We start from the raw sequence: 26,315 nt of genomic DNA, 5'->3' as shown, positions 1-26,315 counted from the left end.
ACCGGACGGTGGGGCCAGGACCACGCCAGGGCGACCGTCCGGTCACCACACGAACTCGCCTTCCCCTCGCCCGTACCCCTGCTTCACCCACGCCCGCAGGAGTCACCCATGGCACCCCAACCACCCGCGCCACCCGGCACACTTCGCAGTGCCGAGGCGGCCGACGCTCCCCCGTACGACCGGCGTCGCGCCTGGCTGCTCACCGCCGTGATCGTCGCCTTCATGGTCATCAACTTCGCCGACAAGGCCGTCCTCGGGCTCGCCGCCATCCCGATCATGGACGAACTGGACATCAGCCACAGCACGTACGGACTGATCTCCAGCTCCTTCTCCCTGCTGTTCAGCCTCTCCGGACTCGTCGTCGGACTGCTCTCCTCCCGCATTTCCAGCCGGACCCTCCTGCTCGTCATGACACTGACGTGGACCGTCGCCCAACTGCCCATCCTCGTCCTGGCCTCCGTCCCCACACTCATCGCCGGACGCCTCCTCCTCGGCGCCGCCGAAGGACCAGCCGCCTCGATGTCCATGCACGCCCTCTACAAATGGTTTCCCGCGCATCGACGCGGCCTGCCCTCCGCCCTGCAGATCGGCGGCGCGGCCCTGGGAACCCTCGTCTCCGCGCCCGCCCTGACCTGGCTCATCAGCCAACACGGCTGGCGCTCCGCGTACGCCGCGCTCGCCGTCGCCAGCTCGACCTGGGCCCTGGTCTGGTGGCGCGTCGGTCACGACGGCCCCTTCGACGACGCACGCCCCAGAGCCTCGGGGACAACGGCATCGCCCGGCATCACACGCCTCCCCTACCGCAGACTTCTACTGACCGGCACGGTCCTCGGCAGCATCTCCAGCGCCTTCGGCGCCGCCTGGGCCCTGTCCCTCAGCCAGGCCTGGCTGCCTTCTTACCTCCGCACCGAACTCGACATGAGCCCCGGCACGGCCGCCACCACCATCAGCGCCGTCTCCGCCCTCAGCCTCGTCCTGCTGCTGACCGTCTCCCCGCTCATGGACGCGCTCAAGACCCGTGGCGTCACCAGCCGTTGGTCCAGCGGCGCGACACAAGGCATCGCAGTCTGCGTAGGCGGCGCCGCCATGGCCGCCTTCCCGCTCATCAACTCAACCCTGCCTCGCCTGCTGCTCATCGCGCTCGCCTTCGGCACCGTCGCCGTAGCCATCCCTCTGCACTACATGACCACGGCCGAAGTCGTCCCCACCGCCCAACGCGGCGCCGTCTTCGGCATCGTCGCCGCCACCGGCACCCTCCCCGGTCTCGTCGCGCCCTCCCTCACCGGCCACCTCATCGACGCTGCGGACACCAGGGCATCCGGATATACGACCGCCTTCCTCGTCGCCGCCCTCGTCATGGTCCTCGCCGGCCTGCTCTCTGTTGCCAGCATCCGCCCGGAGCGCGACGCACTACGGCTGGGGCTGGACCACACCACGGCGCAGGCCACGCGCTGACAAGGACGACGGCGGTGCGGCCCCCTGAGGTAGCTCCAGCCGCCGGAGCTGTGCTCGTGAGAGGCCGGCTCACCCGCTTCCCACGGCGGCAACGTGTCAGTCGTGGTCGACCTCCTCACGGGTGATGGTGCCCTTTGACAACCAAGACTGTCATCTCGACGTCGTCACCAAGGACTGGAACAAGACCGACTTCGAGATCGACGGTGACCGTGCCCTTCTGCTTGTCCGTGGCCACCTTGGCCGCCTCCTGCGGCGACTGCGTGGCACGGGCGATCCGGTCGGCCATCTCACGCTTGTCACCGGAGTCCTGGCCGGTCTCGACGACGGACTTGGATCACCTTCCCTGAGATGGCATCGATACGGACGGTGTGCGTGGTCCCGTCCTTCTCGACGACCCCAGCGACCCCCACGACCTCACCGGCCAAGTCGGCGGCGAGCTCTTCAGGATCAAGCCCCAGCTGCCTCAAAGAGATTGACGATCGCGATGCAGCGAGGCCGCTCAGGCCCCGGCCGGGGAACCCGGTTCCGCTGACCGGGGCCGCGCCTCGTCATACCCGCCGGGGACACGACGTCCCGCACTCTCCCACCACTAACCGATCTCGGTGAAGATCGGTTCCAGCCCGGGGCAAGAAACCGTTTCGCTGCCGTCTCGCGGTCCACCGATGACGGACGTCCTCCTCGTGGTGTGATCCGAACGAAACCGCTCAGTAGCTGTCGTAGCTGGGCTTGCCGTTCGGCCGGTAGACGCCGACGATGGTGCCGCCCTTCGTCGTCGAGACGCTGACCGGCTCCAGCGCAGTGGGGATCGCCCCGTCGGCGAACAGCCGCTTGCCGGTACCGATGATCACCGGATGGATGGTCAGCCGGTACTCGTCGACGAGGCCGTGCTGCATGAGGCTCTGGGCGAGGTCGCCGCTGCCGACGACGTTGATGTTGCCGCCGTCGGACGCCTTCAGCTTGCGTACGGCATCGACGATGTCGCCCTCCAGCAGCGTGGAGTTCTGCCACTCGACGGACGTCAGGGTCCGAGACGCCACGTACTTGTGCATGCTGTTCATCCGACTGGTGAACGGGTTGTCGGGATCGGCGGTCGGCCAGTACGACGCGAAGATCTCGTACGTCTTGCGGCCGAGCAGCATCGCGTCGGAGTCCTCGTACCAACCGGCGATGGCCGTGCCGACCTCGTCGTCGTCCACCGGTTTCTGCCAGCCGCCGTGCTCGAAGCCGCTCTCAGCGTCCTCGTCCGGACCGCCCGGCGCCTGCATGACGCCGTCCAGCGTCAGGAACGTGCAAACGATGATCTTGCGCATGGTGCGCTCCCTTCGTCGACGGGTAGACGGCACAACCGCCGGAAACTCATCGGCGGAGCTTCCGCGGCGCAGGACACTAGGGCGTGTCTCTTCGATCAGGTAGCCGTTGTTCTGATCATGATGAGTCGGGGGGATCTGTCGGACGACGAGTGGGCTGTACTGGAGCCGTTGTTGCCGGTGAGCAACAACCGGTGTGGCCGTTGGCGGGATCACCGGCAGGTGATCAACGGGATCATTCACCGGCTGGGCACCGGAGTGCAGTGGCGCGAGCTGCCGGAGCGTTGCGGCCCGTGGAAACCGTCCACAAACGGCATGCGCTGTGGTCGCCCGACAGCACCTGGAAGATGCTTCTGCGACATGTTCAGGCCGCCGCCGACGCGGAAGATAACATCGACTGGGACATCAACGGCGACTCCACCGTCGTGCGTGCGCACCAGCACGCCGCGGGCGCGCCGAAGGCCCGCCGCCGTCGCTGCGGGGCTCCTCAAAAGGGGCCCCGCGAAGATCGGTTCAGCAACTGCCGCTGGTGGTGAGCCTGGCGAAAAGATCGGCCGGTCCCGCGGCGGCCTGACCACGAAGATCCATGTTGCTGCGGAGGGCCGCTGCCGGCCGCTGGCCCTGCTCATCATGCCGGGGCAGCGGGCAGACTGCACCCAGTTCGAGCCGGTCATGGACCAGATCCGCGTTCCCCAGAAGGGGCTCGGCCGCCCCCGCTGCACGCCAGACAGCGTGAGCGCCGACCAGGCGTACAGCAACCGCAAGATCTGCGGCTACCTCCGCAAGCGCGGCATCCGGCACGTGATTCCAGAGAAGAAGGACCACAAGGCCGCCCGCCTGCGCCGCGGTTCACGCGGCGGACGGCCCCCGGGATTCGACAAGGCCCGATACAAAGATCGCAACACGGTGGAGCGGGCCATCGGAAAGCTAAAACAGTTCAGAGCCGTGGCCACCCGTTACGACAAGCACGGATATGTCTACCTCGGCACCGTCACAGCTGCCGCGCTCCTTATCTGGCTTCGCTCCTGACAAGGGGCGCTCATGGACGAATGCTTCACCAGTAACAACTCGCAGTACGTAGCCAGGATTCCCGGTCACGCTGTGACATTCCCCCAACGCTCCGCGCCTTCCCGTTACACCTGCCACCTGCGCATACTCCAGGACCGCCACGCCTTGAACCGTCGAAAGGCGACGGCCGATCAGATGGAGCTGATGGAATAGATGACGTCCCAAACGGTCTCTGCGGCAGCCGCCGGCACATGGATGCTCGGTGACCTCAAGGTCAACCGGATCGGTTTCGGCGCCATGCGCCTCACCGGCAGCGCCGCATTCCACCAGGGCACCCCCAGAGACCGCAGCCAGGCGATCGACACACTGCGCCGCGCGGTCGAGCTCGGCGTCAACCACATCGACACCGCGGCGTTCTACTTCTCCCGGCTGCGCTCCGCCAATGAGCTGATCAACTCGGCGCTGGCGCCCTATGCGGACGATCTCGTCATCGCCACCAAGGTCGGCCCGGCCAGGGACGCCGACGGCGAGTGGGCCACCTCGGCGCGGCCCGACCAACTGCGCGGCCAGGTCGAGGAAAATCTGCGCCAACTCGGCCGCGACCACCTCGACCTGGTCAACCTGCGCCTCATGGGCCAAGACTCCATCAGCGAGCATTTCGGGGCTCTCGCCGAACTGCGCGACGCCGGGCTCGTCCGCAACCTCGGCATCTCCGGCGCCCGCGAAGAACACCTGGCCGAGGCCCAGGAGATCGCACCGGTGGTCTGCGTCCAGAACCGCTACGGCATCGACGCACCCAGCGGGGAGGCGATGCTCCGGGCATGCGCAGAGCGCGGCATCGCTTTCGTGCCCTTCTTCTCCATCGCCGGGAAAGGCCGCGAGGCCGGAGCCGTCCAGGCCGAGCATGACGAGGTCCAAGCTGTGGCTCACGCGCGCGGCGTCTCACCTGCGCAGGTCCGCCTGGCATGGATCCTGCAGCAAGGTGCCCATGTGCTGGCCATCCCCGGCACGGGCAACCCGGAACATCTCGTCGACAACGTGGCAGCGGGCGCACTCCGGCTCACACCGGACGAACTCCAACTCCTCGATTCAATCGGCCGCTTCGCATCCTGATACCGGTCACGTCACTCGTGACGGAACAAGCCCCAGCCGCACGTGATCGGGGAGACAGGCCCTAGTCCTCTGAGTCGAGAATTCCGCGCATATGTAACCTGTCCAGCAACAATGCCACTTGATGTCACCACCTGTAGGTTGCTCGGCATGAGGATGGGAGAGTTGCTCGGCTCCGGCCGCAGCGCGGACGTCTTCGCGATCGATGACCATTGGGCGCTGCGCCGCTATCGAGACGGTGGGGATGCCACTGCCGAAGCCGCCGTGATGACTTACCTCTTCGAGCGCGGCTACCCGGTACCAGCTGTGCGGGAAGCGGCAGACGGAGCGGCCTCCACGGATCTAGTGCTTCGGCGGTTGCGTGGTCCGACCATGTTGCAGGCACTGGTTCAGGGCACCATCACGGCCGAAAGAGCGGGAGCGATACTCGCCGACCTACTGCACCAGTTGCACGCAATCCCCGGCCCGGACGCCGCCGATCCGACGGTGCGCACCCTCCACCTCGATCTGCACCCGGACAACGTCATGCTCACCCCTGATGGTCCGGTGGTGATCGACTGGTGCAACACCGGCCACGGCCCGCCTGCACTGGACTGGGCCATGTCATCCCTGATCCTGGCGCAGGTTGCGGTGGACGCCGCAGCTGAGGCGCTGATCGCCCGTGCAGTACTGACCTCCCTCCTGGCACGTCTCACACCTGAGACCGGCCTGGCAGACGCCAACCTTCATTGCCTCGCACAGGCCAAGGACAAAAGGGCAGCCGACCCGGCCATGCACGAGCACGAACCGCGTTTGCTCGACGATGCAACGGAGTTGATCTTCACACTCCTGCCCGACGATCTCTGATTCATCGGATTCCTCCGAGGACGCCCCGGCCTTTGGGCCGGGGAGATATCGGACTCCTGGGGAGCAGGGCAGAAAGAGCCGGATTGCCGTCGGGGCGATCCGGCGGGTCCATCTCGCGTGATGGTGAGGAACCCCAGCGAGATCGGTTGTGCTCAACTGTCAGTCCTCCCAGATAGGTTGTGTTTCATGACGATCGGAGCGTTGGCGGCAGGTGGCGGGCATGCCCGCTACACTTTCCGGCTGCGTCTGTCGTCCAGGGCGGTCCGCGCGCTGGAAGCGGAATGGGCGCGCTGCCGCTGGGTGTGGAACGAGTCGGTGGCCAAGTCGAAGGCCGTGCATCTGCACAACAAGGCCACCGGCGAGAAGACAACGTGTGGCCCGGCGCAGCTCGACAAGATGCTGACCGCGGCCCGTACCGCGAACGCGTGGCTGCGTGAGGGCTCCAGCGTGGTGCAGCAGCAGTTGATACGGGACTTCGCGAAGTCCCGGGCGAAGGCGCTGAAAGACATCAAGGCCCGGTTGCCGATGCGGCAGCGGGCCGGTATGCCAAAGTACAAGAAGAAGCATCAGGTCGACCCGAGCCTGAACTACACCCAGCGCGGTTTCCGGGTGAAAGACGGCCGTCTGCATCTGGCCGGCGGCATCGGGGCGACGGTCGTGTGGTCGCGTGAGCTGCCCGAGCCGCCGTCCAGCGTGCGCGTCTACCGCGACAGTCTCGGCCACTGGTACGCCTCGTTCGTTGTCGCCACCAGCATCCAGGCGCTTGTCGAAACCGGTTGCGTGATCGGCATCGACTGGGGTGTGAAGGAGACCGCGGTCACCACATCCGACGACTACGATCTTCCCCATCCCGAGCATGGCCGCAAGGCCGCGCAGCGCCTCGCCCGTTACCAGCGGATGATGGCCCGCAGGAAGCCGAAGAAGGGCCGGCCCGGTTCGAACGGCTACAGGGGCGCCAAGAAGCAGGCGGCGAAGCTGCACAAGAAGGTGGCCCGGCAGCGTCAGGACACCGCCCGCAAGTGGGCCAAGCGTGTGGTCCGCGACCACGATGCCTTGGCGGTAGAGGACTTCCGCCCGAAGTTCCTGGCGAAGTCGACGATGGCCCGCAAGGCCGCTGACGCTGCGATCGGCGCGACCAAGAGCGCCCTGGTGGAGATGGCCCGTAAACACGGCCGGGCTGTGCACCTCGTCAGCCCTGCGTACACCACGATGGACTGTGCGCACTGCGATGCGAGAGCCAAGCATCGCCTGCCTCTCTCCGAGAGAATGTATACGTGCACCGCGTGCGGAACCGTGTCCCCCAGGGACAAGAACTCCGCCCGCGTGATGCTCGTCCGGGCTGGTCTCAACCCGGCTAGTGCTGATCTTGTAAGCCCTGCCACCTGCTAGGTGCCAGGCAAAGTGAGCTAGGAATCCCCTTGCTTCAGCGGGGGAGGACGTCAATACACTGCGCCGTGGCGCCACAGGGCGCCACACAGTAACTGACCGAAAGTGAACGGGGAGCGGGATGGCTACGGGGGGATGGGGGCCGGGAAACGGCCCGGGTCAGCCTGGCGGCAACGGGCCGGGAGGCCAGGGCGGCTGGGGCGCTCCCTACGGACCACCGCAGGGCGGCCCGTACGGTCCGCCACCACCGAATCCGGGCCCGTATCCGAACCAGTCTCCGTACCCGAACCCGTACCCCTACGGCCCCCAGCCCACGAGGCCCGCCGTCCGGCGTTCCCGCGGCTGCCTGTCGTACGTGTCTCCCTTCGGGCTCGTCGGCGCGATCCTGCGCTCCGCGCACCGCGTCGCCACCAGGCTCTTCGCGCAGGAGGGTGAAGGCCGGATCGTGGACCGGACCGTGGACCGCGTCCAGCTGGCCCGCACGGTGCTCGGTGCCGCCGCCACCATGGCCCTGATCCTCGCCTACAACGTGGATCCGAACCGCTGGAAGGACGCGGCGTACGGCGGTGCCGCCCAACTCATGATCGCCCCGTTCGTGCTGATCGTCGCCGCGCCCCTGGTCATCATCGGATTCATCTACTACGCGCCCCCGCACCTGCGGCCGCATCTGCGCTCCCGGCTGCGGGCTCCGCTCAAGGCGGTCGGCTGGTACGTGTTGACGTTGGCCGTCATCGGCGGAGTCCTCGTCCTTACGGCCCTGACCGTTGACGACCGCGACGGGAAGAGCTGGTGGGAATACGTACTGGCCGTCGTCGCGCTCGTCGTGGTCGCGTGGGGTTTTCCCTTCTTCTTCATGGCGTCGCTGTACTCGGCCCGCAGTGCCTTCAACAGCGCCCAGGTCCACCCGATGCTGCCGCCCGTCCTCACCATGGCGCTGGTGTGGGTGTTCGCGGTCCTGAACCTGACCGGCGACGGCATGCCGGGGGGCCCGCCCATCGTCCAGTTCGGCTCCACGCTGGGCGGGCCACTGTCGGTGACCGCCGTCTCGCTGTGGGAACTGCGGCGGATGAGATCCCGTTTCGGCGTCACCCTGCGCGCCTGATCCGGCTTCGGCGGGCCCCGCTCCCCTGTCGCGGACCAATCTGGGTGAGCAGAGCAGAAACGCTGAGCTGCGAGTTCTCGCTTCAACTGAGTTTTATAGGGGCGCCTGTTGGCGCGTTGGCGGAGGGGGTCAGCGTTCGGAGAAGGATGGGAGTTGCTGAGCTGCCCATTCTTGCCAGCCCTCGTTCGTGCTCACTGAGGCTGAGCGATGCGCAGAGAGACCTGTCCGGCCAACGAGGGGTCGATCGCGGGCCTGCAACAGTTCGGGAGTTGTCCGTGCCACGGTCGCGGCGTGCGGCAGGTTGCGCGCCGACGCCCCCTGGCGCCGCCACGCCGACCGCTACCCCTACCTACGCGACACGCTGGCCGCCTGGCTGAACGCCTTCACACCGGGCTGGCGCAGCGACACAGGCCGCCGCGACCGCGGCCGCGTGGCCGGGTACTTCGTTTGGCTGCTCGCCGAGAGCTGGCTTCTTCGGATGTCCTCGACGGCTACGAACTGACCGCGTCGGCCTTCTCGCGCTTGTTGCTGTCCTGCTCGGTTTGGGGCAGCGCGGGAGCCGGGGCCTTTTCAGTCGCGGTCTGCACGGCAACTGACGTGTAGAAGACCGAGCCGCCCTGCTTCGATCGATGAGTCTGGCTCTTGGCGACAAGATTCTCGAGCGTGGTGCGCACGACGGTCGACTTGATGTTGCGCTGGGGGTGGGCCTTAGCGAGCGCCGAGGTGACCTCTGCCGCGGAACGGGGTGCTTTCTGCTGGTCGAGGTGGGTGCGGATGAGCGCGATCAGCGTGGGCTGCGCCGATGCCGTAGCCGCCTTCGGCTCTGCGCCCTGGGTCTTGTCCTTCTTGGCCTGCACAGTGGTCTTTTTTGCGCTGGGGGCCTTGGCTGCAGTCTTGGACGGGGCACGTCGGGTAGGTGTGTTCTTGCCGGATGCCTGCTGTGGGAGGGACGTCGAAGGCTCCGGGGTTGTCGGCGCAGATGCCGGTCGGCTGTCGAGCGTCTTTTGGATGCTGTGCAGCACGCTCTGGTCGTCCTGCAGGATGCGCAACTGCGCCTGCAGGGCGGAGAGCTCCGCGCCGATGCGTTCCTGCTCTTTGGTATTGAGCTCGAGGTCCTGTGCGACCTGAGTGGCGTACTGAGATGTCACGCTGGTGATGGTGACGGGGTTGTCAGTCATGGTGTTGGCCTTTCTTCAATTCGGCAGCAATGGCGCATCACCGTGAGTGCTACTGAGGTAGGGGAGCCCGCTTGTTCATGTATTGCGGCGGCGAATGGTGGTGTAGCGATAGTACGCATGGGTGATGGCTCATGTTCCCATCGAGTGATGGTTGCACCCTGCATTGAGGGTTGAGCCTTTGTGCGGGGCGGCCGTTTGGGGGCTGGGGTGGATGCGGGTGGACCCGGCAGGTTGGTGGTTGTTGGCAGGCGCCAGCAGACGGTGCTGCGGGCCTTCCTTCGTGGAGGGTCGGCACCAGCGCGGACAGCGCGGCCTGCGAGAGTTTCCACGCGTCCCTGAAACGCGAGACCCTCCAGGGCGCCCGCGACTATGGCGACGCCGGCACCTGCAGAAGGACGGTATTTGTCTGGCTGGCCCGCTACAACACCCGCCGCCGACACTCCGCCAACAACCACCTCAGCCCCAACGAATACGAACAGCCGACACCACGCGGCTAAGCTCACGCTCGCCGCGTGATCAACGAAGCGTGTCCACCATCACGGGGGAAGGCCCTTCTTTGCCGGCCGCCACCATGATCTCGTTGTGATGGGCATGCTCGCTGACGAGTTCACGCAGCTGCACTCGATGAGCGAACTTGAGTGAATGCTGGGCGAGAGGTTAAGCCACCTGTGGCACCAAGGCGCAGGTAGTGCGATGAATAAGTGGAATGCGAATATTGAAGCCATGAGGTGATGGCTCGACGACCGCGAGGGAGCGGCACGTGGATGCCTCGGATGCGCTCCTTCGCCGGGCCGAATCGTCGGCTCTGCTGTACCCGGACGGCACCGCCATCTTGGCGCGGATCCGGGACACCCCGGCGGGTCCGGCCTCCTTCAGCCAGCGCCCAGCTCCCGGGCCGATGCCAACGAACGCGACCTTCGCCTCCGAGCGCGGTCGCAGCCTGGGCTGATGGACCGAGCGGCCGTCAGGGTGTTCGGGGCAGTGCGCATCGATGATCTGCGGGACGCCAGGTGTGGACAGCTGGTGGCGTTAGATCTCCGACAGGTCACCGGAGCTGGTGCGGGCCGTGATCGACGGCTCCTCGCCGACGACCCGGCACCAGACCCTGGCGCCGGTGTAGCCGGGCGGGGTCGAGTAGCGCACCGAGTTGAAGCTGACGGTGCGGTCCGAGCCGACCACCTGCTCCTCGCCCAGCGTGAGCGCCAGCGGCTCCAGCGGGAGGACGTGCAAGGTGGTGCGTTCGATATCGAGCCGGTCCGCTGGGATCTGTCCGGTCGCCCGGTGCCGACGCGTTGCTTCAGCGCCTGGCCGGCAACCGCTGAAGACCGGCCAGGCCGACGTCATCCGGGCGGGACACGCCCTGGGACCAAGGGCCCGGCGTCCAGATGAGCTGCGATGCGCGTGATGGTCCGGGCGTTTTCCTCGAACAGATGCGTCTGCATGCCCGCCGCCCGGGCGGCTTCAACGTTGTCTGCGACATCGTCGATGAACAGGCAGTTCCCCGGCCGCACGTTCAAGCTGGCGCATGCCGCCTCAAAGGCACGCAGGTCAGGCTTCTCAATGCCGATCTCGTGCGAGTAGACGATCTGCTCCACCAGTTCGTCGAAGTGATACAGCGTCGTCTCCCGCTCCCGGGCGCCGACAAAGCTGTTGCTCAGGATGCCGAGCCTGCAGCTTCCGCGCAGCCCTCGCACATAGCCGATGAGTTCCTCGTTCGGCGTCCCCAGATACTCCGCCCAGAGATCGGCCATGAAGTCTTCAACCTGGGGCGCGTCGAGCCCCAAACGGGCCGCTACCTGCTCGTGCACCTCTCGCTCGCTGACGCTCCCGACGCTCCCAGCCCGCCACACGTCGCGCATCCGCTCTTGGACAGTGCCCAGCGGCAGCTCCAGCCGCACTTCCCACCGTTGCACCCATCCCGTTTCCGGCGCGATCTCCAGCACGCCGCCGATGTCGAGAATGACGCAGGTCTCGCTCACGCGAACTCCCCCTCTTCGGCCTGGCCTGACCAGCGAGCACAGATCGCCCGCTCATGTGATCGACATGGACACCGTCGTCTCTCCCCCTGGGGCAAGGTCAAGTGATCTTCGAAGCCTGTGACGGTCCTGTCGCCCGCCGACCCAACTCGCCTCAATCAGCAGATGCCTTCAAAACTCGTGACGATCCGCGAAGCCCTCGGCCGGACGATGACGCCAAAACTCGTGAACAAACGCTGTCGCAAGAAGTGAGCGAAGCCACGAGTGTGGACGGTGAGGTCGGTGCCCTTGGGGATGGTGGTCGCGGACAAGGGGGATGTCTCAGTGGCCGACTGGCTGGCACGAATGACCGTCGGAGACCAGCACGAACGCTGTGCGCTGCCCCAGTCCGCCGATGGGGATCAAGAGATCGAGTGGGTAGACGAGGGGCTGGAACGGGGCACCTTCGCCTCGTTGGACCGGGTTGGGGGAGGCGGTGCCGAATGACAGCGTGCCCAGCAAGGTCAGCGCGAGGAGCCAGACGCCGGCCAGCCAAGGGCGGCAGGGGCGCCAATCGCGCCTCCCCGTCTCGCTGCGCGCATCCGTTCACGCTCACATCGAGCCAAGCTCACAAAGCCTCCTTCAGCGCGCGATTGAACTCCTCCGCCGAGGGAGTGACGCCCTCGCGCGGATCCTCGACTCCCAGGATGTCGTTGATCAGTGTGGTCAGTTGAGCTGGGATCGAGGCATTCCTCTTGCGGATCGGCATGGATCTCCTGACGACAAACCGGCAAGGAAGTCCTGAGACCTCACACCGACAGGGGATGCACACCGTGGCGGTCATCGGGTCCGGGGCGCCCACGAACTGCCACTGCGTCCGTCTGCTGCAACGTCTGCCCCCAGCTGAGCATGGACCCCGTGGCCGCCAGCCACTCGGCCTGGTGCCACGGAGGAGCCCGGCCGGAACCCCGATCGGGCTGGACGACGGCGCGCACGTTTTCGTGCGCACCGGCTGCGGCTGCGGCGGCGGCCGGCGTAGGCCTAGGCCGTACGCGGGTTGGGCGTCATCGACAGCTTGTCCGGCTTGACTGTCACGATGGCCTGCGGGCGCGGGGGAGCCGAGGTGAGCGTCAGCCGCCAGCGCTGGAGCACCGTGGCGAGGATGATGAGTAGTTCTGTCCAGGCGAATTCCTCGCCGATGCATTTGCGGCGGCCGTCGCCGAAGGCCAGGAACGAGGAGCGGTTGACGCTTTTTGCCCGCTCGGGTTCCCAGCGGCCCGGGTCGAAGGTGCCCGGATTGCTGTAGACCTCGGGGTCGTGCTGATGGACGTACGGGCTGTAGATGACGTCCGCGCCCTTGGGTATCGGGTGGCCGTCCAGCGTGACCGGGCGCGTCGTGGTGCGCGTGACCAGCCACGCAGGGCCGTACATCCGCATGGTCTCCTTCAGAACACTGCGCATGTACGGGAGGGAAGCCAGGTCCTCCTGGGTGAGCGGCCGGTCGCCGCAGGCCGCGTCGAGCTCCGCGTACAGGCTCTTCTCGACCGCCGGGTTCCTGCTGATCTCGTACAGCGCCCAGGCGAGGGTCGTGCCCGTGGTCTCGATGGCACCCGTGAGCAGCGTGATCGCCTCGTCCTGGAGTTGCTGATGCGAGAGCGGCCCGGTCTCGGGATCGTCGGCGGTGAGGAGAGTGGAGAACAGCCCACCCGATGTGGCCTGTTCAGCCGGCTGGTGCGCCGGGCAGCCGGTCGGTACCTCGGAGGCGGCCGGTGCCGAGGCAGACAGCTGCGCGCGGTGGTGGTCGATCGCCTGGTCGATCAACGCCCGCAGGCGCGCCACGCGTTGCTCGTGCGCGCGGTTCGCCGGCAACGGCAGTTTCGTCACCCAGCCCGGCAGGATCGTCTGCCGGATCGTGCCGCGCATGATCGCCGGCATCAGGTCCGTGAACTCTTCCTCTACATGGTCGGGCAGACCGGAGCCGAAGAGGGCGACCAGGAAGGTCGAGAGGGCGAGATCGTTCATGTCGTCGTACGTCTCGCGCGCGACCCCGGGCGTCCAGGCGCCGGTCGCCGCTCGTACATGGTTGATCATGACGTCGCCGCGGGTGGCGATGTGCGCCTTGTTGAACATGGGCTGCATCAGGCGGCGGTGCTTCATGTGCAGGTCGCCGTCGGCGATCGTGGCGAGTCCGTCGCCGAAGAAGACCCGCAGCGCGTCGATGATCTTTCCGCCCTTGGCGAAGGTCTCGACCTCCGTCACCAATACCTTGCGGGTGACGGCGGGGTCAGTCACCACGTAGGCGGGGGTGGGTCCGAGGAGGATCCGCACGACGCTCCCGTGCCGGCGCAGGGAATCCATGAAGTCCAGCGGGCGGCGGGCCAGCTGGTGGGCGTGTCCGATCAGGGGCAAGCGGCCGGGCGCGGTGGGTGCCGCGGTGGGGGAACCCGACAGGCGACTCATGCGTACGTCTCCTCAAGATCATTCCGAGTGGGGTCGAGCGTGGCATGCATGCCCCTGCTGATCGCTGCTTACCCCAGCGATCTGATCACCGCCGAACGTTCAGTCGCCGAACTCTCTTGGCAACTGCATTGTCAGTGAGGGGATTTGTCGACACGAGCATTCCTGTCTGAACATGATCGAATACCCGTCAGTACGGGTAGGGGAGTTGATCCTTTCGATCTCACAACCGATAAGCTCCCCTGCGGCGCTGCGAGTTGACGACACCTCACTCGACTGCCTCACGCTGCGTTCCCCGACGCATGCGGCGCCCGCACACACCCCCTGTCCGATCGTGTTGCTTGCGAAGGATCCAGATGGAACAAGCCACTCCGCCCCCGGTGGCTCAGGCACCCGGCGCCTGGAAGAGCTGGTGGCTGATGCCATCGGCCTTAGGCGCTGGAACGGTCTTCACCGCTGTCGTGGGACCCGACCAGGTCCAGATACCCGCGACGTTCGCCGGCGTCGCGGCCACCGCGGCCAGCTCCGCCTGCGTATGGCTCCTCGTGCGAGCCCAGGCCCAGCTACGCCGAAGCACCGCTGACGCCATCACCGCACGGGCCGAGCTAGGCCGAAGCACCGCTGACGCCATCACCGCACGGGCCGAGCTCCAGCAGCAGGCCAAGCACCACCAGGAACAGCAGGCCAAGCACCAGCAGAAGTGGGAAGAACATGTGGCGGGCCTGAGGCAGGAGTTCGCCGTTGAGCGCTCCGCCCTGGAGGCCCACCTCGCTGAAGAGACGCAGACCCATGAAGCGAGGCTGGGCGTTGAAGCCGAGAGGCAGCAGGCCGTCTTCGCGCGACTTGCCGACGCGCATCTGCCGAGCGCGCTTGAGCGTCTGCGGGCCGGTGACGCCATCGACGACGTCCTGGCCGAAGTCGACGAGCCGGCCGCTACGCCCGAACTGCGGGCCGGGGTGCGCAAGGTTCTGCGCACCGCACTGATCGCCGTGGAGGAACAGCTCGACCGCGCGACCTCAGCCGAGCACTCCGTCGTCAGCATCGCCAGCCGCCTCCAGGCCCTGATCAGCGGCGTGCGCGGCCGCCTGCATGATCTGCAGACGGAACACGGACAAAGGCCAGCGGTTGCCAAGGGCCTCATGGACCTGGATCAGCGGCTGGGACCCGCCGACGGCCTCGCGGCCAGCGTCGCCGTGCTCGGTGGCTCGGTCCGTCCCGGACGGCAGTGGCAGGAGCCGCAAAAGCTCCTCAGCGTGGTCCGAGGCGGCCAGGGCCGGATCAAGGACTTCGACCGTGTCAAGGTCGACGCCCTGCCCGAGCTCGGCGTCGATGGCGGGCTGGTGGACCACCTCACGCTGATCTTCGCCCAGGTCCTGGACAACGCGGCCCGCTACTCGCCGCCCTCCGAGCCGGTGCAGGTATCCGGCAGGCAGGTCCCCGCCGGTGTCGGCATCCAGATCCAGGACGCGGGCAAGGGCCTGAGCGAGGAGAAGCAACGCGAAGCCGAACAGGCCCTCGCGGGCACCGCAGCGGGCCCCGGCCTCGGCGGGATCTCCGAGAATGCCAACCTGGGCCTGCGCGTGGTGGGCATCCTCGCGCGCCGCTACGGCATCCGCGTCACCTTCACCGACTCCCCCTGGGGAGGCACCTCGGTGGTCATTCTTGTCCCCCACAAATACTTCAGCCCCCTTCCCGCCGCCGCGCCCAAGCCCGTTGCGGCGGCCGCAGTGGCAGAGCCGAGCGCCGAACCCGCCCCGGTCCCCGCCTCCGCGGCCACAGACACCACCCCCGGCGGCCTGCCCCGGCGCAAGGGCCTGCGCAGCGCTAAGGCAGAGCTGCTCGGGCACGCCGTGCACACCGACGAGGCCGCGTCGGATGTGCCGTCGGAGGCGTCCTTCGACGGCCTCGCCGCCTTCGCCACCGCAGGCCGGCAGAGCGGCCCGCCGCGCGAGAGGAACGCGGACCGCGACGCAGCTGGCAGCGGCGAGAGCGCCGGACGTGACACTGAAGAGAGCGACTAGTCCCGATGACTCAATCAACCGACGTGAGCTGGGCGCTGCGTGACCTCACGGAGAGCATCCCGGAAATCCGGTTCGCTCTCGTAGCCTCCAGTGACGGCACGGCCATCACATCCTTTGGTGCCGAGGATCCTGATGACGTGGACCGTTTCGCCGCCGTCGTCGCGGGCCTGCAGGCACTCGCCCAGCCGGTGGCCCAGCAGTTCCCCAAGAAAGGCCAGCTACGCCTCGCGATGATCGAGGTCGACGGAGGCCACCTCTTCGTGGTGAGAGCCGGCGTGGAGACGTACCTGGGAGTACTAGCCAAGGAAGGCCTCGACCAGGGTGTTCTCGGCCACCAGATGATGGACTGCGCCCACAGGATGGGCGAGCTCCTGGGCACAACTCCGCGCCTGGACGAGAATTCTGGATGAGTGCCTCCCGGCCCACGGACCCGTCCGGTCTCGAGCGCTACTACGTCCTCACGGGCGGCCGCAGCGGACCGGACGGCCCGGCCTCAAGCCTTGACGTGGCGACCCTCATCGTCTCCCGCACCGCCCCCGTACCCGGGATGCAGCACGAGCACGAGGAGATCATCCGGCGCTGCCGCGACCCGCTGGCCGTAGCCGAAATCGGCGCCCATCTCGGCCTGCCCTTCCACATTGTCGCGGTGCTCCTGGCCGATCTCCTGGACGCAGGCCGCGTTGAAGCCCGTAACCCCATCCCGGCCTCAAGCACCGGAAGCGGGCCGGACCTTGAGCTCCTCGAGGAGGTTCTGAGTGCACTCCAAAAGCTTTGACTATCCCGACCGGCAGCAGAGCGGAGGCACCCGCTCGGTGAAAGTGATGATCGCCGGTGGCTTCGGCACCGGCAAGACCACGCTGGTGCGCTCGGTCAGCGACATCACGCCGCTCACCACCGAGGCGGCGCTGACCCAGGCCAGCGCCGGCGTCGACAACCTGATCGGTGTGGCGGACAAGGCGGAGACCACCGTCAGCCTGGATTTCGGCAAGATCGGAATCAACGAGGAGCTCGTCCTCTATCTCTTCGGGACGCCGGGCCAGGAGCGGTTCTGGTTCCTGTGGAACGGCCTGTTCAAAGGCGCCCTCGGCGCTGTTGTCCTGGTCGACACCCGGCGGCTGGCCTCCAGCTTCCGCGCCATCGAGGAGATGGAACGCCAGGACGTCCCCTTCGTCATCGCGCTGAACCGCTTCCCCGACTCCAAGGACCACCCGGTCGAAGAGATCCGCGACGCGCTGGACATCTCCTCCCACACACCGGTCGTGGAATTCGACGCACGCAAGCGCGAATCCAGTCGTGACGTCCTCATCGCTCTGATACGTCACCTCAAGGAACGGACCGCGGTCGCTGAGGAACGCTCTGCCGTCGCTCTGGAGTCCCGATGAACAATCAGCCCTTAAACGGCACTGACGCCCCTCGCGGATGCCCCGTCGCACACGGCGACGGGGGCGACCTCATGCGGCTGTACGGGCCGGAAGCAGCGATCGACCCGCACGGCATCTACGCGCGCCTGCGCAAGGAGCACGGGACGGTTGCGCCGGTCCTTCTGGACGGCGACATCCCCGCGTGGCTCGTCCTCGGGTACCGGGAGAACCGGCGCGTGCTGGACAACCCCCGCCAGTTCAGCCGCGACTCGCGGATCTGGCGAGACTGGAACGACGGCCGGATCGAAGCCACCTCACCGCTCATCCCCATGCTCGGCTGGCGCCCCGACTGCGTATCCCAGGACGGCGAGCCGCACCGCAGACTGCGCGGTGCGGTGACCGACGGCCTGCAAACCGTCGCCGGGCGCGGCATCCGACGCCATGTCACACACTTCGCCAACAAGCAGATCGACGCCTTCGCTGAAGCAGGCAGCGCCGACCTCGTGAGTGACTACGCCGAGTACCTGCCGATGCTCGTCCTGACCCGGCTGTTCGGGCTCCCCGCAGCCGAGGGACGCAACCTCGCCGTCTCCTGCGCCAAGCTCATCAAGGGCGAAGACGCCGTCGCCCACAACGACCGCATCATGGAGATCCTCGCAGACCTCGCGTCGCGCAAGCGTGACGAGCCAGGCGCCGACTTCACGACAGGGCTCCTCGGGCACCACGCGGACCTCGACGAGGACGAGATCCTCAGCCACCTGCGCCTGGTACTGATCACCGCACACACCACCACCAGCAATCTGCTGGCCCGGGTTCTCCAGCTCATCCTCACCGAAGCCTCCCGTCTCGCCGGCCTCGTGAGCGGACAGCTCAGCGTCTCCACGGTCGTCGAGGAGGTCATGTGGAACACGCCGCCGCTGGCCGTCCTACCAGGACGCTTCGCCACCACTGACCTGGAACTCGGCGGCCAACACCTCAAGGAGGGCGACCTCCTGGTACTCGGGCTCACCGCAGGAAATCTCGACCCCGAGATCAGGCCCGACGCCGGCGTCTCACTCCAGGGCAACCAGTCGCACCTGGCCTTCAGCGGCGGCCCACACGAGTGCCCCGGCCAGAACATCGGTCAGGCCATCATCGAGACCGCCGTCGACGTCCTCCTGCACCGGCTGCCCGGCCTGCGGCTGGCTGTGCCAGCCGATGAGCTCACCTCGACGGCCTCCACCTGGGAGGCACGACTCGACGCCCTGCCGGTGGAGTTCGCGGCGCAGCCCACCTGAGCGTGAGCGCAGGGGAGCCACAAACGCACGTGGCTCCCCTGATGTCGGCGTACAAGTGAACGTGCCCGACCGAGACCTCATCTCCCTCAACGGCCCCAGCGACCAGCTGTAGGACCCGCTCGCAGCCAGACGCGCAGGATCCACGTCACCGGTCCCACGGGCGAACTGGCCGCTCTTCCACAGTCTCCGCAGGTACTTCCTCCCCGGCGTCGCCCGTACTCGTTGCCGGCGCCCCGGGGGGCCATCGCAAGTTCCGGGAGCTGGGGGTGCTTCAGTGGGTTCTTGCGAGGAGCCCCGGGCGTTCACGCCCGGGAGGAATCGCCTCCACGGGGTGCGACGCGGAGCGTCGCCGTGACGTGCCTCAGGCCATGACGGCCGCGGAGCGGCCCGGGGCGTTCCGGCGGAGCCGGGCTACGGCGGTGTGTGCGGTCAGGGTCGGGGTGGGTGTCGCTCGTTCGGGTGAGGTGGGGCGAACGTGTGGTGGGTCTTCGTCCGGGTGTATAGGTTCGCTGATCGTGAAGCTGGTGGTGCGGGTGAAGCTGCTGCCGACGCCCGTACAGGCGGCGGCACTTGAGGCGACCCTGCACGCCTGCAATCAAGCGGCGACCTGGGCGGCCGGGGTCGCATTCGAGGAAAACGCGCGACGTCCGCTTGAGCTCCGCAAGCACACCTATGCCGAGATCCGGGTCAGGTGGGGCCTGGGCGCGCAGGCCGCCCAGCACGCGATCAAGAAGACCTGCGACGCCTACACCACCTTGAAGGCGAACCTCCGGGCGGGACGTTACGGGCGGCCCGGCACGAAGCGGCACGCCCGCGCCTCGGGCAAGCCGGTCCGAGGCGGCGCAGCCGTACGACGACCGGATGCTGTCCTGGCAGCACCAGGCACGCACGGTGTCGATCTGGACCACCGCGGGCCGGCTCAAGGGCGTGGAGTTCACCGGGCAGGCCGAGCAGCTGGAGGTCCTGGCTGCGCACCGCCAGGGTGAGTCCGACCTGGTGTTCCAGGGCGGGAAGTGGTTCTTGATCGCGACGTGCGAGATCCCCGAAGCCGCCCCGAACTCTCATCCGGTCGGGTTCCTCGGGGTGGACCTGGGGATCGTGAACATCGCGGCCACTTCCGATGGCGAGCGCCACTGCGGGCGTCGGATCAACCGCAAGCGCGAGAGTGACCGCAAGCTGCGTTCCAAGCTGCAGAAGAAGAACACCAAGTCCGCCAAGCGGCGGGCGAAGAAGTACGCGGGCAAGGAAGCCCGGCGGAACAAGGAAATCAACCACAAGATTTCGAAGCGGATCGTGGCGGAGGCTGAACGCACCGGTCGCGGGATCGCCCTGGAGACACTCACGGGCATCCGCGAGCGGGCACGGCTGAGAAAGCCCCAACGCACCACGCTCCACTCCTGGCCGTTCGCCCAGCTCGGCTCGTTCATCGCCTACAAGGCGAAGCGGGCCGGGGTGCCGGTCGTCTATGTCGATCCGGCCTACACCAGCCAGGAATGCTCGAAGTGTCATCACACCGTACGCGGAAACCGGCCCTCCCAGGCCCGGTTCGCGTGTAGGTCCTGCGGCTTCGTTGAGCACGCGGACTACAACGCGTCCCACAACATCGCCCAACGCGGCTGGATGGGGTGGGTCTGCGGGGCTCAGTCAACGGCCCCTGAACTCACCCTCATCGCGTGAGAACTGGACGCAGCCGAACCCATCACAGCCAGTGATGACTCGAGCAGCAAGCCCGATCGTTCACGACCGGGCAGTTGACGAGCGTTCCGCCGGATCACAGCGCGCGTACCTCTGAGAACCTTGCGACAGTGCCGCCCGCTTCGACGCCTGCTGCCCCGACGGAGACCTTGACCTTGCCGTCGCCGCCTTCACGGAACTCCACGGTCAGCTCCAGCTCCGCGCTCTCGACCTCGAAGCGGAACTGCTCGCCCGACCCGTCCTCCTGAGCTTGGTACAGCTCCTCGCGAAGCTCGGCCAACACCTCAGACAGTCCGATCCCCACCCCGACACACCTCTGTGCGTGGGAAGAGGCCTATGGCGATGCTCAGTCTGCCGCAACCAGAACTGCCCGAAGCTGTGATCGCTTGCATGCGACAGCTCGCCCGCTACGGCCCTGCCGTGAAGAAATAGGACCGCGCTGCCGCCACGGTGAAGGCAACGAGCATGCGGCACACGACTCATCGCGGGGTGTAGCGACTGACGTGGGCGCGGAGCCCGCCCGTCCTCTTGAACGGGCTCCGCACCGTGCGTGGGGTGCTCCTTCCGCCCGCCGTGACGATCCGGGCGGACAGAGAGAGTGGGTCACACGGCGAGCAGGTCGTCCAACGATCCCTTGCCTGCCAGCTCCGCGGTGGCGGCGGGGCCTTCCTTCGATGCGGCGTAGCGACCGGAGATGAGGCCCCACTCATAGTTGCCGTTGATCCAGTGCTGAATTGCCTCCACGCCCATCTGGACGTGGGCGCGTTGCTCGGCGGTGAGGCCGAGTTCGTCGCACATGTGAGGGACGCGGGCTTCGAGTTCGAGGTACTCGTCGAGGCAGTCGGTGGTCATCCGGTATGCCTCGGCGGCGGCTTCCTCCCAGCTGTAGCCGCGTTCGCGGTGCAGCACGGCTATCAAGTTGTGGCCGTCTCCTCGACGCTTCTCGCGTTCGAAGGAGTGGATGTCGTTCATGAACCCGATGGTGTCCGCGGCGAGATCGCGCATCCGGACCATGAGCGGATGGGCCTGCACCTGCGGCGGCACTTCGAAGCCACGGCTGCGCTCGCCGGCGTCGATGCTGTGGTGGATGCCCACCGTGCGGCGCCGGAACTCGGCGTACTCCTTGAGGCCGAGCGTGCCCGCCAGACCCCGCGCTGCCAGGTCGACTTCCTCCGTGTGTGCCACTAGGAAGCGCCCCCAGGAGGCAGCGAAACGACTCCGCCAAGTCAGGGACATGCCATCTGAGAGGCGGGACCAGACCTCGGCCCAGGCGACAGTGATCGGGCACACCACGCGTGGAGTGGTCCCGGCCGGACGGAGCGGAGTAGCTATCAGCTCTCGCGCGACCTCCGCTATGCGGTCCGCGCGGTCGGGCCTGCCGGTATCGAACTGGTCATCGAACAGGAAGGCCAAGCTGAACCAGTTCATCAGGACGACCATGTCGTCGGCCGAGGCGTGAGGGTAGGTGCGTGCCGCGGCCTGGGGGAGGTCCCAGGACTGGTACTCCTCGAACCCGGGCTGGCTGCGTACCAGCCCCATGTCCCAGACCCAGCGCAGATGCCGCTCTCGGGCGTACTCCAAGTGCTCGCTGACCGGGGTCTTGAAGGGGAGCTCGAACCTGACGTCCTGTGGCATGCGCGTCCTCTCTTGAGACGAATCACAGGCCCCCGCCCCTGCGAACGGGCGATCGTTGTTGTCGCCCGGTGACTCGAACTGCTCCACCTGAGTCGGTAGTTGATGACTCAAGTGCGCTTCGAGACTGCCCAGATCCTAAACGATCTATGGTGTGAGATCTGCAACTCGTGATGCGGGGCGTGATTGACCTCAGGGCGTTTCGCCGCAGGTGGCCGAGGGCTGGCACCCGGTGGCGCGTGGACGCCTGGCTCGCATTACGGGCCCCGTACCGGTGGCCGCCGCGCACGCGGCCCGCGGCCTCCGGCGGGTCAGTGCGGCGGCTGGCGCGCGGCTCAAACTGCACAGTGTCCGCCTCGCGAGCACCCGAAGCCTCCCCCTTTTCTCTCCGGCTCGTTGCCTGCCTGGGGACCGGGACCTGCCCGAGAGACAACAGCCCGGCATCAGGGGAGGGACAGTAGCGCCGGCACGCTGGCGCGAGGCACGGATTTCTCCGGGGCCTCGCATGCCTGGCGGCTCAGAGCGGCCGGGAGATGGCTGCCGCGGGGAGCGGTTCACATTGCGGTGGAGAGGCCAGCGCACCGCGGGTGTGCGTCTCGCCGCACCGATCGGGTTGTCGAACAGCACGGAAGATTTCAGTGAGCGGGCCTGTGACCTGGGCACTGAAACGTGCGAAGGCTCATGCGGGTTCGGGTGCAGCGATTGCTTCAGTGTCGGGTGGCAGTGGGGCAGCGTTTGACGCGGTTGCGGACGGCGAGGACCGCAAGGCCCAGAAGGACCGGCTCGGCCAGGCGGGAGGTCAGCTCGATGTAGGCGCCGGCGGTGGTCAGTCCTGGTCGGTGGTGCGGAAGATCACCGAGTTGAGCGTGACGTTCAGGCAGCGACGATCGTGTCGAACTCTTTTCTGCGCAGTAAGAATCGAGGATCTGCGACTGATCTGCTCAGCGCGCAGACGATCACGAGCTGCCGCCGTGGCTCGGGACCGGTACGGGCTCGCTGACCTGCCAACGAAGCAGGAGCAGCTGCGCGCGCCGTCATCACCGAGACCCCACCCGTCGCCGTCCAGGTGGCCAAGTCCGCGTGAGCGCAGACTCGAAGCCGGCAGAGCACAACATCTCCGTGGACCGGCTGACATACCTTGCCCAGACAGGGCGTCGAGGTCTATCGGTTCTTCAACGTGGACTCACGAGAAGCGCGCGGACTGGTGTACGAGACCGGCTTTCCCTTCGGGTGACTGGTGACGGCTCAGTCAGCGCGGGGCGCTTGGAGGTTCGTGGCCGGTGCACAGCGGGTCGAGGAGCTCGCCCAGCGGGAGTGAGAAGGCGTGGGCGAGAGCGTGCCAGGTGGCCAGCGAGCCGATGGTGCGGCCCCGTTCGATCTCGATGAGGGTGCGACAGGACAGGCCGCTGCGGGCGGCGAGTTGGTCGTAGCTCCAGCCGCGTTCCGCGCGCAGACGCGAATGGGACTGCCACAGTGCCGTCGGGTCGGGTTCCGGCGGCGGGAAGATCGTCACCCGTCCATCCGAAGGTGCAGACCCCTGCCCTGACAGTGCAGACCTCTGCCCTATTTGCGGGGGTGCGCAGGCATCTCACCTGGGGCATAGGTCTGCACTACGGTGTCCGCGCTCGGAGCCACCTCGCGAGGAGGCCCGGGGACCGTCCATCACTGCATGGAAGGACCGATGACCACCGCCCTGCCCTCACGCGCCTGGACCATCACGATCAGCAGTCCAGCTGGGCGGCCCGTACTGACGTGCAGCGCCTGCCTCCTGCCAGCACCAGCGGCAGGTGCTGCCACGTTCCCGGAGATTCGCCGTCACCTCACACGGCACCTCTTGGAGTCTCAGCTGCCGCCCCACCTGCGCACCTGTCAATGCCGCGAAAGGTCCTGCGCGTGGCACCGGCGTCAGGGGCCATGCTGTGGCCCTCTACGCCTCTTGCTGATCCGAGCGGATCACGGCCGGACCTGGCACCTCGCCGACACCTGCGATACCTGCGCTAGCGCCATCCCGAACGCCGCCATGGTCCCGGAACCCCCGGCATGCACCAGTGCTGGACCTGGAATTCAGAACCCCACAATCGCGGCCCAGGATGAGTTCTCCAGCGAGCCCGGAGAGTGGGTCGAAGTGCCGTGAATGAACGCCAACTAGTAGGGCGTGTCCGGCGCATCGCGGTTCGGCACGCCTGGCACGATTTCGTGGCCGAATCCCCGAGTGCGCCCCGTTCGGGGGCGGCTGCTGGGTTGCGGTACTTCACTGCTGTACGCCTGTCCCGGGGGACGGCTCCGCGTGAGAGCAGACTTACTCGCCTCGGATGGACAGGGTGGCGCCCGGGGTGGCGGTGACGGTGCCGGTGACGGTGGCGCCGTTGCCGCCTGCGCCGCCGATAGGCCCGTTTTGGCCCGCGGCGCCTGTGGTGGTGATGGTCAGTTGGGTGACGCCGGCCGGGACGGTGAAGGGCTGGTCGGCGCCCGCGTTGAAGGTGACCGTCGCGGGCGCCGCCGCGGCAGGCGTGGCCGTGGGTACCACCAGTGCCGCCGGCAGCGCCACCGTGGCGGGCAGGACGGCAGAACGCCTGGCCGGGCGCCGCCGCTCACCCGCGGCTCCCGCGCCACGTCGAGGGAACATGGCATGGTGCAGGGTCGGTCTCACGATGGGGACTCCTCGACACAGAGCGCGGCACTCAGCACGTGCCACGGACGTCGGTTGGTGTTCAGGCCCCTGCCGGGACCGCCCGACGATCAAGTCACACGCGCCCTGTGCGGCCGTACAGACACACCGTCATACCGCCCGCGATCCACCGACCAGCCGCTGCCCGACCTCGAAGTCGGTCCTGTGATCCGTTGGCGGGTGGACCGATGCCCTGCCTGGTCACCCCGCCCACCAGAGGAACAGACATCCCTCCGCTGCTGGTCACATGATCCGCCGGACAGGCCCTAGCCGATGAAGCTCGCCTGGACGATCAACAACCCCGTCACACGTTGTGCCTGGAGCGTTCGCGGATCAGCATGCGGCCCGGCACCGGCTCGTGCACCAGTACGCCCGAGAGACCTTCCCCAACTTCCCACCCAAGAAGATCCCTGGCTATTTCACCCCGGTGCGCCTGCTGGCGTGTCAGACCGCGACGGTGGGCCGCCTGCCATTGGCCGGATCGGCTGTGCTGGCAGCGATGTAGCGCTCCGCGTCGAGGGCGGCGGCTGCGCCGGTGCCGGCCGCGGTGATGGCCTGGCGGTAGGTGTGGTCGACGACGTCTCCGGCGGCGAAGACGCCGGCGAGGCTGGTGCGGGTTGAGGGTGCCGCGACTTGGATGTAGCCCTCGTCGTCGAGGTCGAGTTGGCTGGTGAACAGCGCGGTGCGCGGGTCGTGGCCGATCGCGATGAACAGGCCCGTCGCGTCCAGTTCGCGGGTCTTGCCGGTGAAGGTGTCGCGCAGGGTCAGGCCGGCGAGCATGCCGTTCTCCTCGTGGAGTTCGGCGATCTCGCTGTCGAAGGCGAAGGAGATCTTGTCGTCGGCGAAGGCGCGGTTCTGCATGACCTGAGAGGCGCGCAGTGTGCCGCGCCGGTGGACGACGGTCACGGACTTGGCGAAGCGGGTGAGGAACGTGGCCTCTTCCATCGCGGTGTCGCCGCCGCCGACGACCACGATGTCGCGGTCGCGGAAGAAGAAGCCGTCGCAGGTCGCGCACCAGGAGACGCCGCGTCCGGAGAGCGCGTCCTCCTTGTCCAGGCCAAGCTTGCGGTAGCCGGAGCCCGTCGCGACGATCACAGTCTTCGCCCGGTGCACGGTGCCGGACGAGTCGGTGAGCAGCTTGATGTCGCCGGTGAGGTCGACCTCGACGATGTCGTCGTCGACCATCTCGGCACCGAACTTCTCGGCCTGGGCCCGCATGTTCTCCATCAGGCCCGGACCGTCGACGCCGTCGGGGAAGCCCGGGAAGTTCTCCACCTCGGTCGTGGTGGTCAGTGAGCCGCCCACGAAGATCGAGCTGCCGAACAGCAGGGGCTTGAGCTGGGCGCGCGCGGTGTAGAGCGCGGCGGTGTATCCGGCGGGGCCGGAGCCGATGATGACGACCTCGCGTACGCCGGAGTCAGTCACGCCGCTCATGCCTCCGTCTTCGCGTCGATCTCGGCGATCAGGGCCTCGATGCGGGTCTTGATCTCTTCGCGGATCGGGCGCACGGAGTCGACGCCCTTGCCCGCCGGGTCCTCGAGGGCCCAGTCGAGGTACTTCTTGCCGGGGAAGATCGGGCAGGCGTCGCCGCAGCCCATGGTGATGACGTAGTCAGACGCCTGGACGGCCTCGGTGGTGAGAATCTTCGGCTTCTGGTCGGAGATGTCGACGCCGACCTCCCTCATGGCCTCGACCGCGGCGGGGTTGACCTGGTCGCCGGGGATCGAGCCGGCGGAGCGGACCTCGATCCGGTCGCCCGCGAGGTGGGTGAGGAATCCGGCGGCCATCTGCGAGCGCCCGGCGTTGTGGACGCAGACGAACAGCACGGAGGCGAGCGGGGAGGAGGGCATCGGTTCT

General features: G+C 67.4%; 24 protein-coding genes and 4 pseudogenes. 14 read left to right on the top strand and 14 right to left on the bottom strand.

What is annotated here, in order from left to right; genetic code table 11:
- Window positions 1-108: 108 nt before the first annotated feature.
- On the top strand, window positions 109-1,455 hold the full coding sequence (locus OG574_RS51265; protein ID WP_326779224.1) for an MFS transporter: 1,347 nt from the start codon (window positions 109-111) through the stop codon (window positions 1,453-1,455).
- Window positions 1,456-1,570: 115 nt separating this feature from the next.
- Here the strand turns inward: OG574_RS51265 and OG574_RS51260 are convergent, their stop codons facing one another.
- Complete coding sequence (locus OG574_RS51260; protein ID WP_326779223.1) at window positions 1,571-1,741, bottom strand: hypothetical protein; 171 nt, start codon at window positions 1,739-1,741, stop codon at window positions 1,571-1,573.
- A gap of 418 nt (window positions 1,742-2,159) precedes the next feature.
- Window positions 2,160-2,765 carry a dihydrofolate reductase family protein gene (locus tag OG574_RS51255; protein ID WP_326779222.1) on the bottom strand — a complete coding sequence of 202 codons (606 nt, stop codon included), beginning with the start codon at window positions 2,763-2,765 and terminating at the stop codon, window positions 2,160-2,162.
- A 120-nt stretch (window positions 2,766-2,885) separates the two neighbouring features.
- Between OG574_RS51255 and OG574_RS51250 the strand changes: the two are divergent.
- From OG574_RS51250 to OG574_RS51225, 6 genes and pseudogenes are all read left to right on the top strand, one after another.
- Window positions 2,886-3,791: pseudogene (locus OG574_RS51250) on the top strand (IS5 family transposase).
- Between the two features lie 192 nt (window positions 3,792-3,983).
- On the top strand, window positions 3,984-4,883 hold the full coding sequence (locus tag OG574_RS51245) for an oxidoreductase (protein WP_326779221.1): 900 nt from the start codon (window positions 3,984-3,986) through the stop codon (window positions 4,881-4,883).
- Window positions 4,884-5,030: 147 nt separating this feature from the next.
- Window positions 5,031-5,726, top strand: a complete 696-nt coding sequence (locus tag OG574_RS51240) for a phosphotransferase (RefSeq protein WP_326779220.1) — start codon at window positions 5,031-5,033, stop codon at window positions 5,724-5,726.
- A 186-nt stretch (window positions 5,727-5,912) separates the two neighbouring features.
- On the top strand, window positions 5,913-7,115 hold the full coding sequence (locus OG574_RS51235) for an RNA-guided endonuclease InsQ/TnpB family protein (RefSeq protein WP_326779219.1): 1,203 nt from the start codon (window positions 5,913-5,915) through the stop codon (window positions 7,113-7,115).
- A gap of 352 nt (window positions 7,116-7,467) precedes the next feature.
- Complete coding sequence (locus tag OG574_RS51230) at window positions 7,468-8,214, top strand: hypothetical protein (RefSeq protein ID WP_326779218.1); 747 nt, start codon at window positions 7,468-7,470, stop codon at window positions 8,212-8,214.
- Between the two features lie 301 nt (window positions 8,215-8,515).
- Entirely contained in the window at window positions 8,516-8,716 is a 201-nt protein-coding gene (locus OG574_RS51225) for a hypothetical protein (RefSeq protein ID WP_326779217.1), read from the top strand.
- Here the strand turns inward: OG574_RS51225 and OG574_RS51220 are convergent.
- On the bottom strand, window positions 8,706-9,392 hold the full coding sequence (locus OG574_RS51220; RefSeq protein WP_326779216.1) for a hypothetical protein: 687 nt from the start codon (window positions 9,390-9,392) through the stop codon (window positions 8,706-8,708). The genes OG574_RS51225 and OG574_RS51220 overlap by 11 nt on opposite strands.
- 287 nt (window positions 9,393-9,679) lie before the next feature.
- On the opposite strand from OG574_RS51220, the pseudogene OG574_RS51215 reads away from it, so the two are divergent.
- A pseudogene (locus OG574_RS51215) lies at window positions 9,680-9,889 on the top strand (integrase core domain-containing protein); the annotation flags it as partial.
- A gap of 532 nt (window positions 9,890-10,421) precedes the next feature.
- On the opposite strand, the gene OG574_RS51210 reads toward OG574_RS51215, so the two are convergent.
- The 5 genes and pseudogenes from OG574_RS51210 to OG574_RS51190 form a co-directional block, all read right to left on the bottom strand.
- On the bottom strand, window positions 10,422-10,622 hold the full coding sequence (locus tag OG574_RS51210; protein WP_326779215.1) for a Mu transposase domain-containing protein: 201 nt from the start codon (window positions 10,620-10,622) through the stop codon (window positions 10,422-10,424).
- Window positions 10,623-10,732: 110 nt separating this feature from the next.
- Window positions 10,733-11,371, bottom strand: a complete 639-nt coding sequence (locus OG574_RS51205; RefSeq protein WP_326779214.1) for an HAD family hydrolase — start codon at window positions 11,369-11,371, stop codon at window positions 10,733-10,735.
- Window positions 11,372-11,719: 348 nt separating this feature from the next.
- Window positions 11,720-11,908: pseudogene (locus tag OG574_RS51200) on the bottom strand (oxidoreductase); the annotation flags it as partial.
- Window positions 11,909-11,975: 67 nt separating this feature from the next.
- Window positions 11,976-12,116, bottom strand: a complete 141-nt coding sequence (locus OG574_RS51195; RefSeq protein ID WP_326779213.1) for a hypothetical protein — start codon at window positions 12,114-12,116, stop codon at window positions 11,976-11,978.
- A 272-nt stretch (window positions 12,117-12,388) separates the two neighbouring features.
- Window positions 12,389-13,807 (bottom strand): cytochrome P450, encoded by a 1,419-nt coding sequence (locus OG574_RS51190; protein ID WP_326779212.1) that lies wholly within the window; start codon window positions 13,805-13,807, stop codon window positions 12,389-12,391.
- Window positions 13,808-14,265: 458 nt separating this feature from the next.
- Here OG574_RS51190 and OG574_RS51185 point away from each other — a divergent pair, with 458 nt between their 5' ends.
- The 6 genes and pseudogenes from OG574_RS51185 to OG574_RS51160 all read left to right on the top strand — a co-directional run bounded on the left by OG574_RS51185 (window position 14,266) and on the right by OG574_RS51160 (window position 20,140).
- Window positions 14,266-15,825, top strand: coding sequence for an ATP-binding protein (locus OG574_RS51185; RefSeq protein WP_326779211.1), 1,560 nt, complete (start codon window positions 14,266-14,268; stop codon window positions 15,823-15,825).
- A gap of 5 nt (window positions 15,826-15,830) precedes the next feature.
- On the top strand, window positions 15,831-16,235 hold the full coding sequence (locus OG574_RS51180) for a roadblock/LC7 domain-containing protein (RefSeq protein ID WP_100598713.1): 405 nt from the start codon (window positions 15,831-15,833) through the stop codon (window positions 16,233-16,235).
- Window positions 16,232-16,600 carry a DUF742 domain-containing protein gene (locus OG574_RS51175; RefSeq protein WP_326779210.1) on the top strand — a complete coding sequence of 123 codons (369 nt, stop codon included), beginning with the start codon at window positions 16,232-16,234 and terminating at the stop codon, window positions 16,598-16,600. The genes OG574_RS51180 and OG574_RS51175 overlap by 4 nt, the downstream gene beginning before the upstream one ends.
- Window positions 16,601-16,646: 46 nt before the next feature.
- Window positions 16,647-17,207, top strand: a complete 561-nt coding sequence (locus OG574_RS51170) for a GTP-binding protein (RefSeq protein WP_442816975.1) — start codon at window positions 16,647-16,649, stop codon at window positions 17,205-17,207.
- Window positions 17,204-18,463, top strand: a complete 1,260-nt coding sequence (locus tag OG574_RS51165) for a cytochrome P450 (RefSeq protein ID WP_326779208.1) — start codon at window positions 17,204-17,206, stop codon at window positions 18,461-18,463. The genes OG574_RS51170 and OG574_RS51165 overlap by 4 nt, the downstream gene beginning before the upstream one ends.
- A gap of 515 nt (window positions 18,464-18,978) precedes the next feature.
- A pseudogene (locus OG574_RS51160) lies at window positions 18,979-20,140 on the top strand (RNA-guided endonuclease InsQ/TnpB family protein).
- Window positions 20,141-20,234: 94 nt separating this feature from the next.
- Here OG574_RS51160 and OG574_RS51155 read toward each other — a convergent pair.
- The 6 genes from OG574_RS51155 to OG574_RS51130 form a co-directional block, all read right to left on the bottom strand.
- The gene (locus OG574_RS51155; protein ID WP_326779207.1) at window positions 20,235-20,462 is read right to left on the bottom strand and encodes a trypco2 family protein; all 228 of its coding nucleotides are present in this window, start codon (window positions 20,460-20,462) and stop codon (window positions 20,235-20,237) included.
- 299 nt (window positions 20,463-20,761) lie between these two features.
- On the bottom strand, window positions 20,762-21,793 hold the full coding sequence (locus tag OG574_RS51150) for a 7-epi-alpha-eudesmol synthase (protein ID WP_326779206.1): 1,032 nt from the start codon (window positions 21,791-21,793) through the stop codon (window positions 20,762-20,764).
- Window positions 21,794-23,039: 1,246 nt separating this feature from the next.
- Complete coding sequence (locus tag OG574_RS51145; protein ID WP_326779205.1) at window positions 23,040-23,303, bottom strand: helix-turn-helix transcriptional regulator; 264 nt, start codon at window positions 23,301-23,303, stop codon at window positions 23,040-23,042.
- A gap of 786 nt (window positions 23,304-24,089) precedes the next feature.
- Window positions 24,090-24,440, bottom strand: a complete 351-nt coding sequence (locus OG574_RS51140) for a hypothetical protein (RefSeq protein ID WP_326779204.1) — start codon at window positions 24,438-24,440, stop codon at window positions 24,090-24,092.
- A gap of 462 nt (window positions 24,441-24,902) precedes the next feature.
- Entirely contained in the window at window positions 24,903-25,892 is a 990-nt protein-coding gene (trxB, locus tag OG574_RS51135; protein ID WP_326779203.1) for a thioredoxin-disulfide reductase, read from the bottom strand.
- On the bottom strand, window positions 25,889-26,308 hold the full coding sequence (locus OG574_RS51130; protein WP_326779202.1) for an arsenate reductase ArsC: 420 nt from the start codon (window positions 26,306-26,308) through the stop codon (window positions 25,889-25,891). Before OG574_RS51130 ends, trxB begins: the two co-directional genes overlap by 4 nt.
- Between the last annotated feature and the right edge of the window lie 7 nt (window positions 26,309-26,315).

Origin of the sequence: Streptomyces sp. NBC_01445, assembly GCF_035918235.1 — a bacterium.
Classification (GTDB): domain Bacteria; phylum Actinomycetota; class Actinomycetes; order Streptomycetales; family Streptomycetaceae; genus Streptomyces.
Note: the sequence above shows the minus strand (reverse complement) of the source record. Positions and strands in the feature narration are given on the sequence as shown.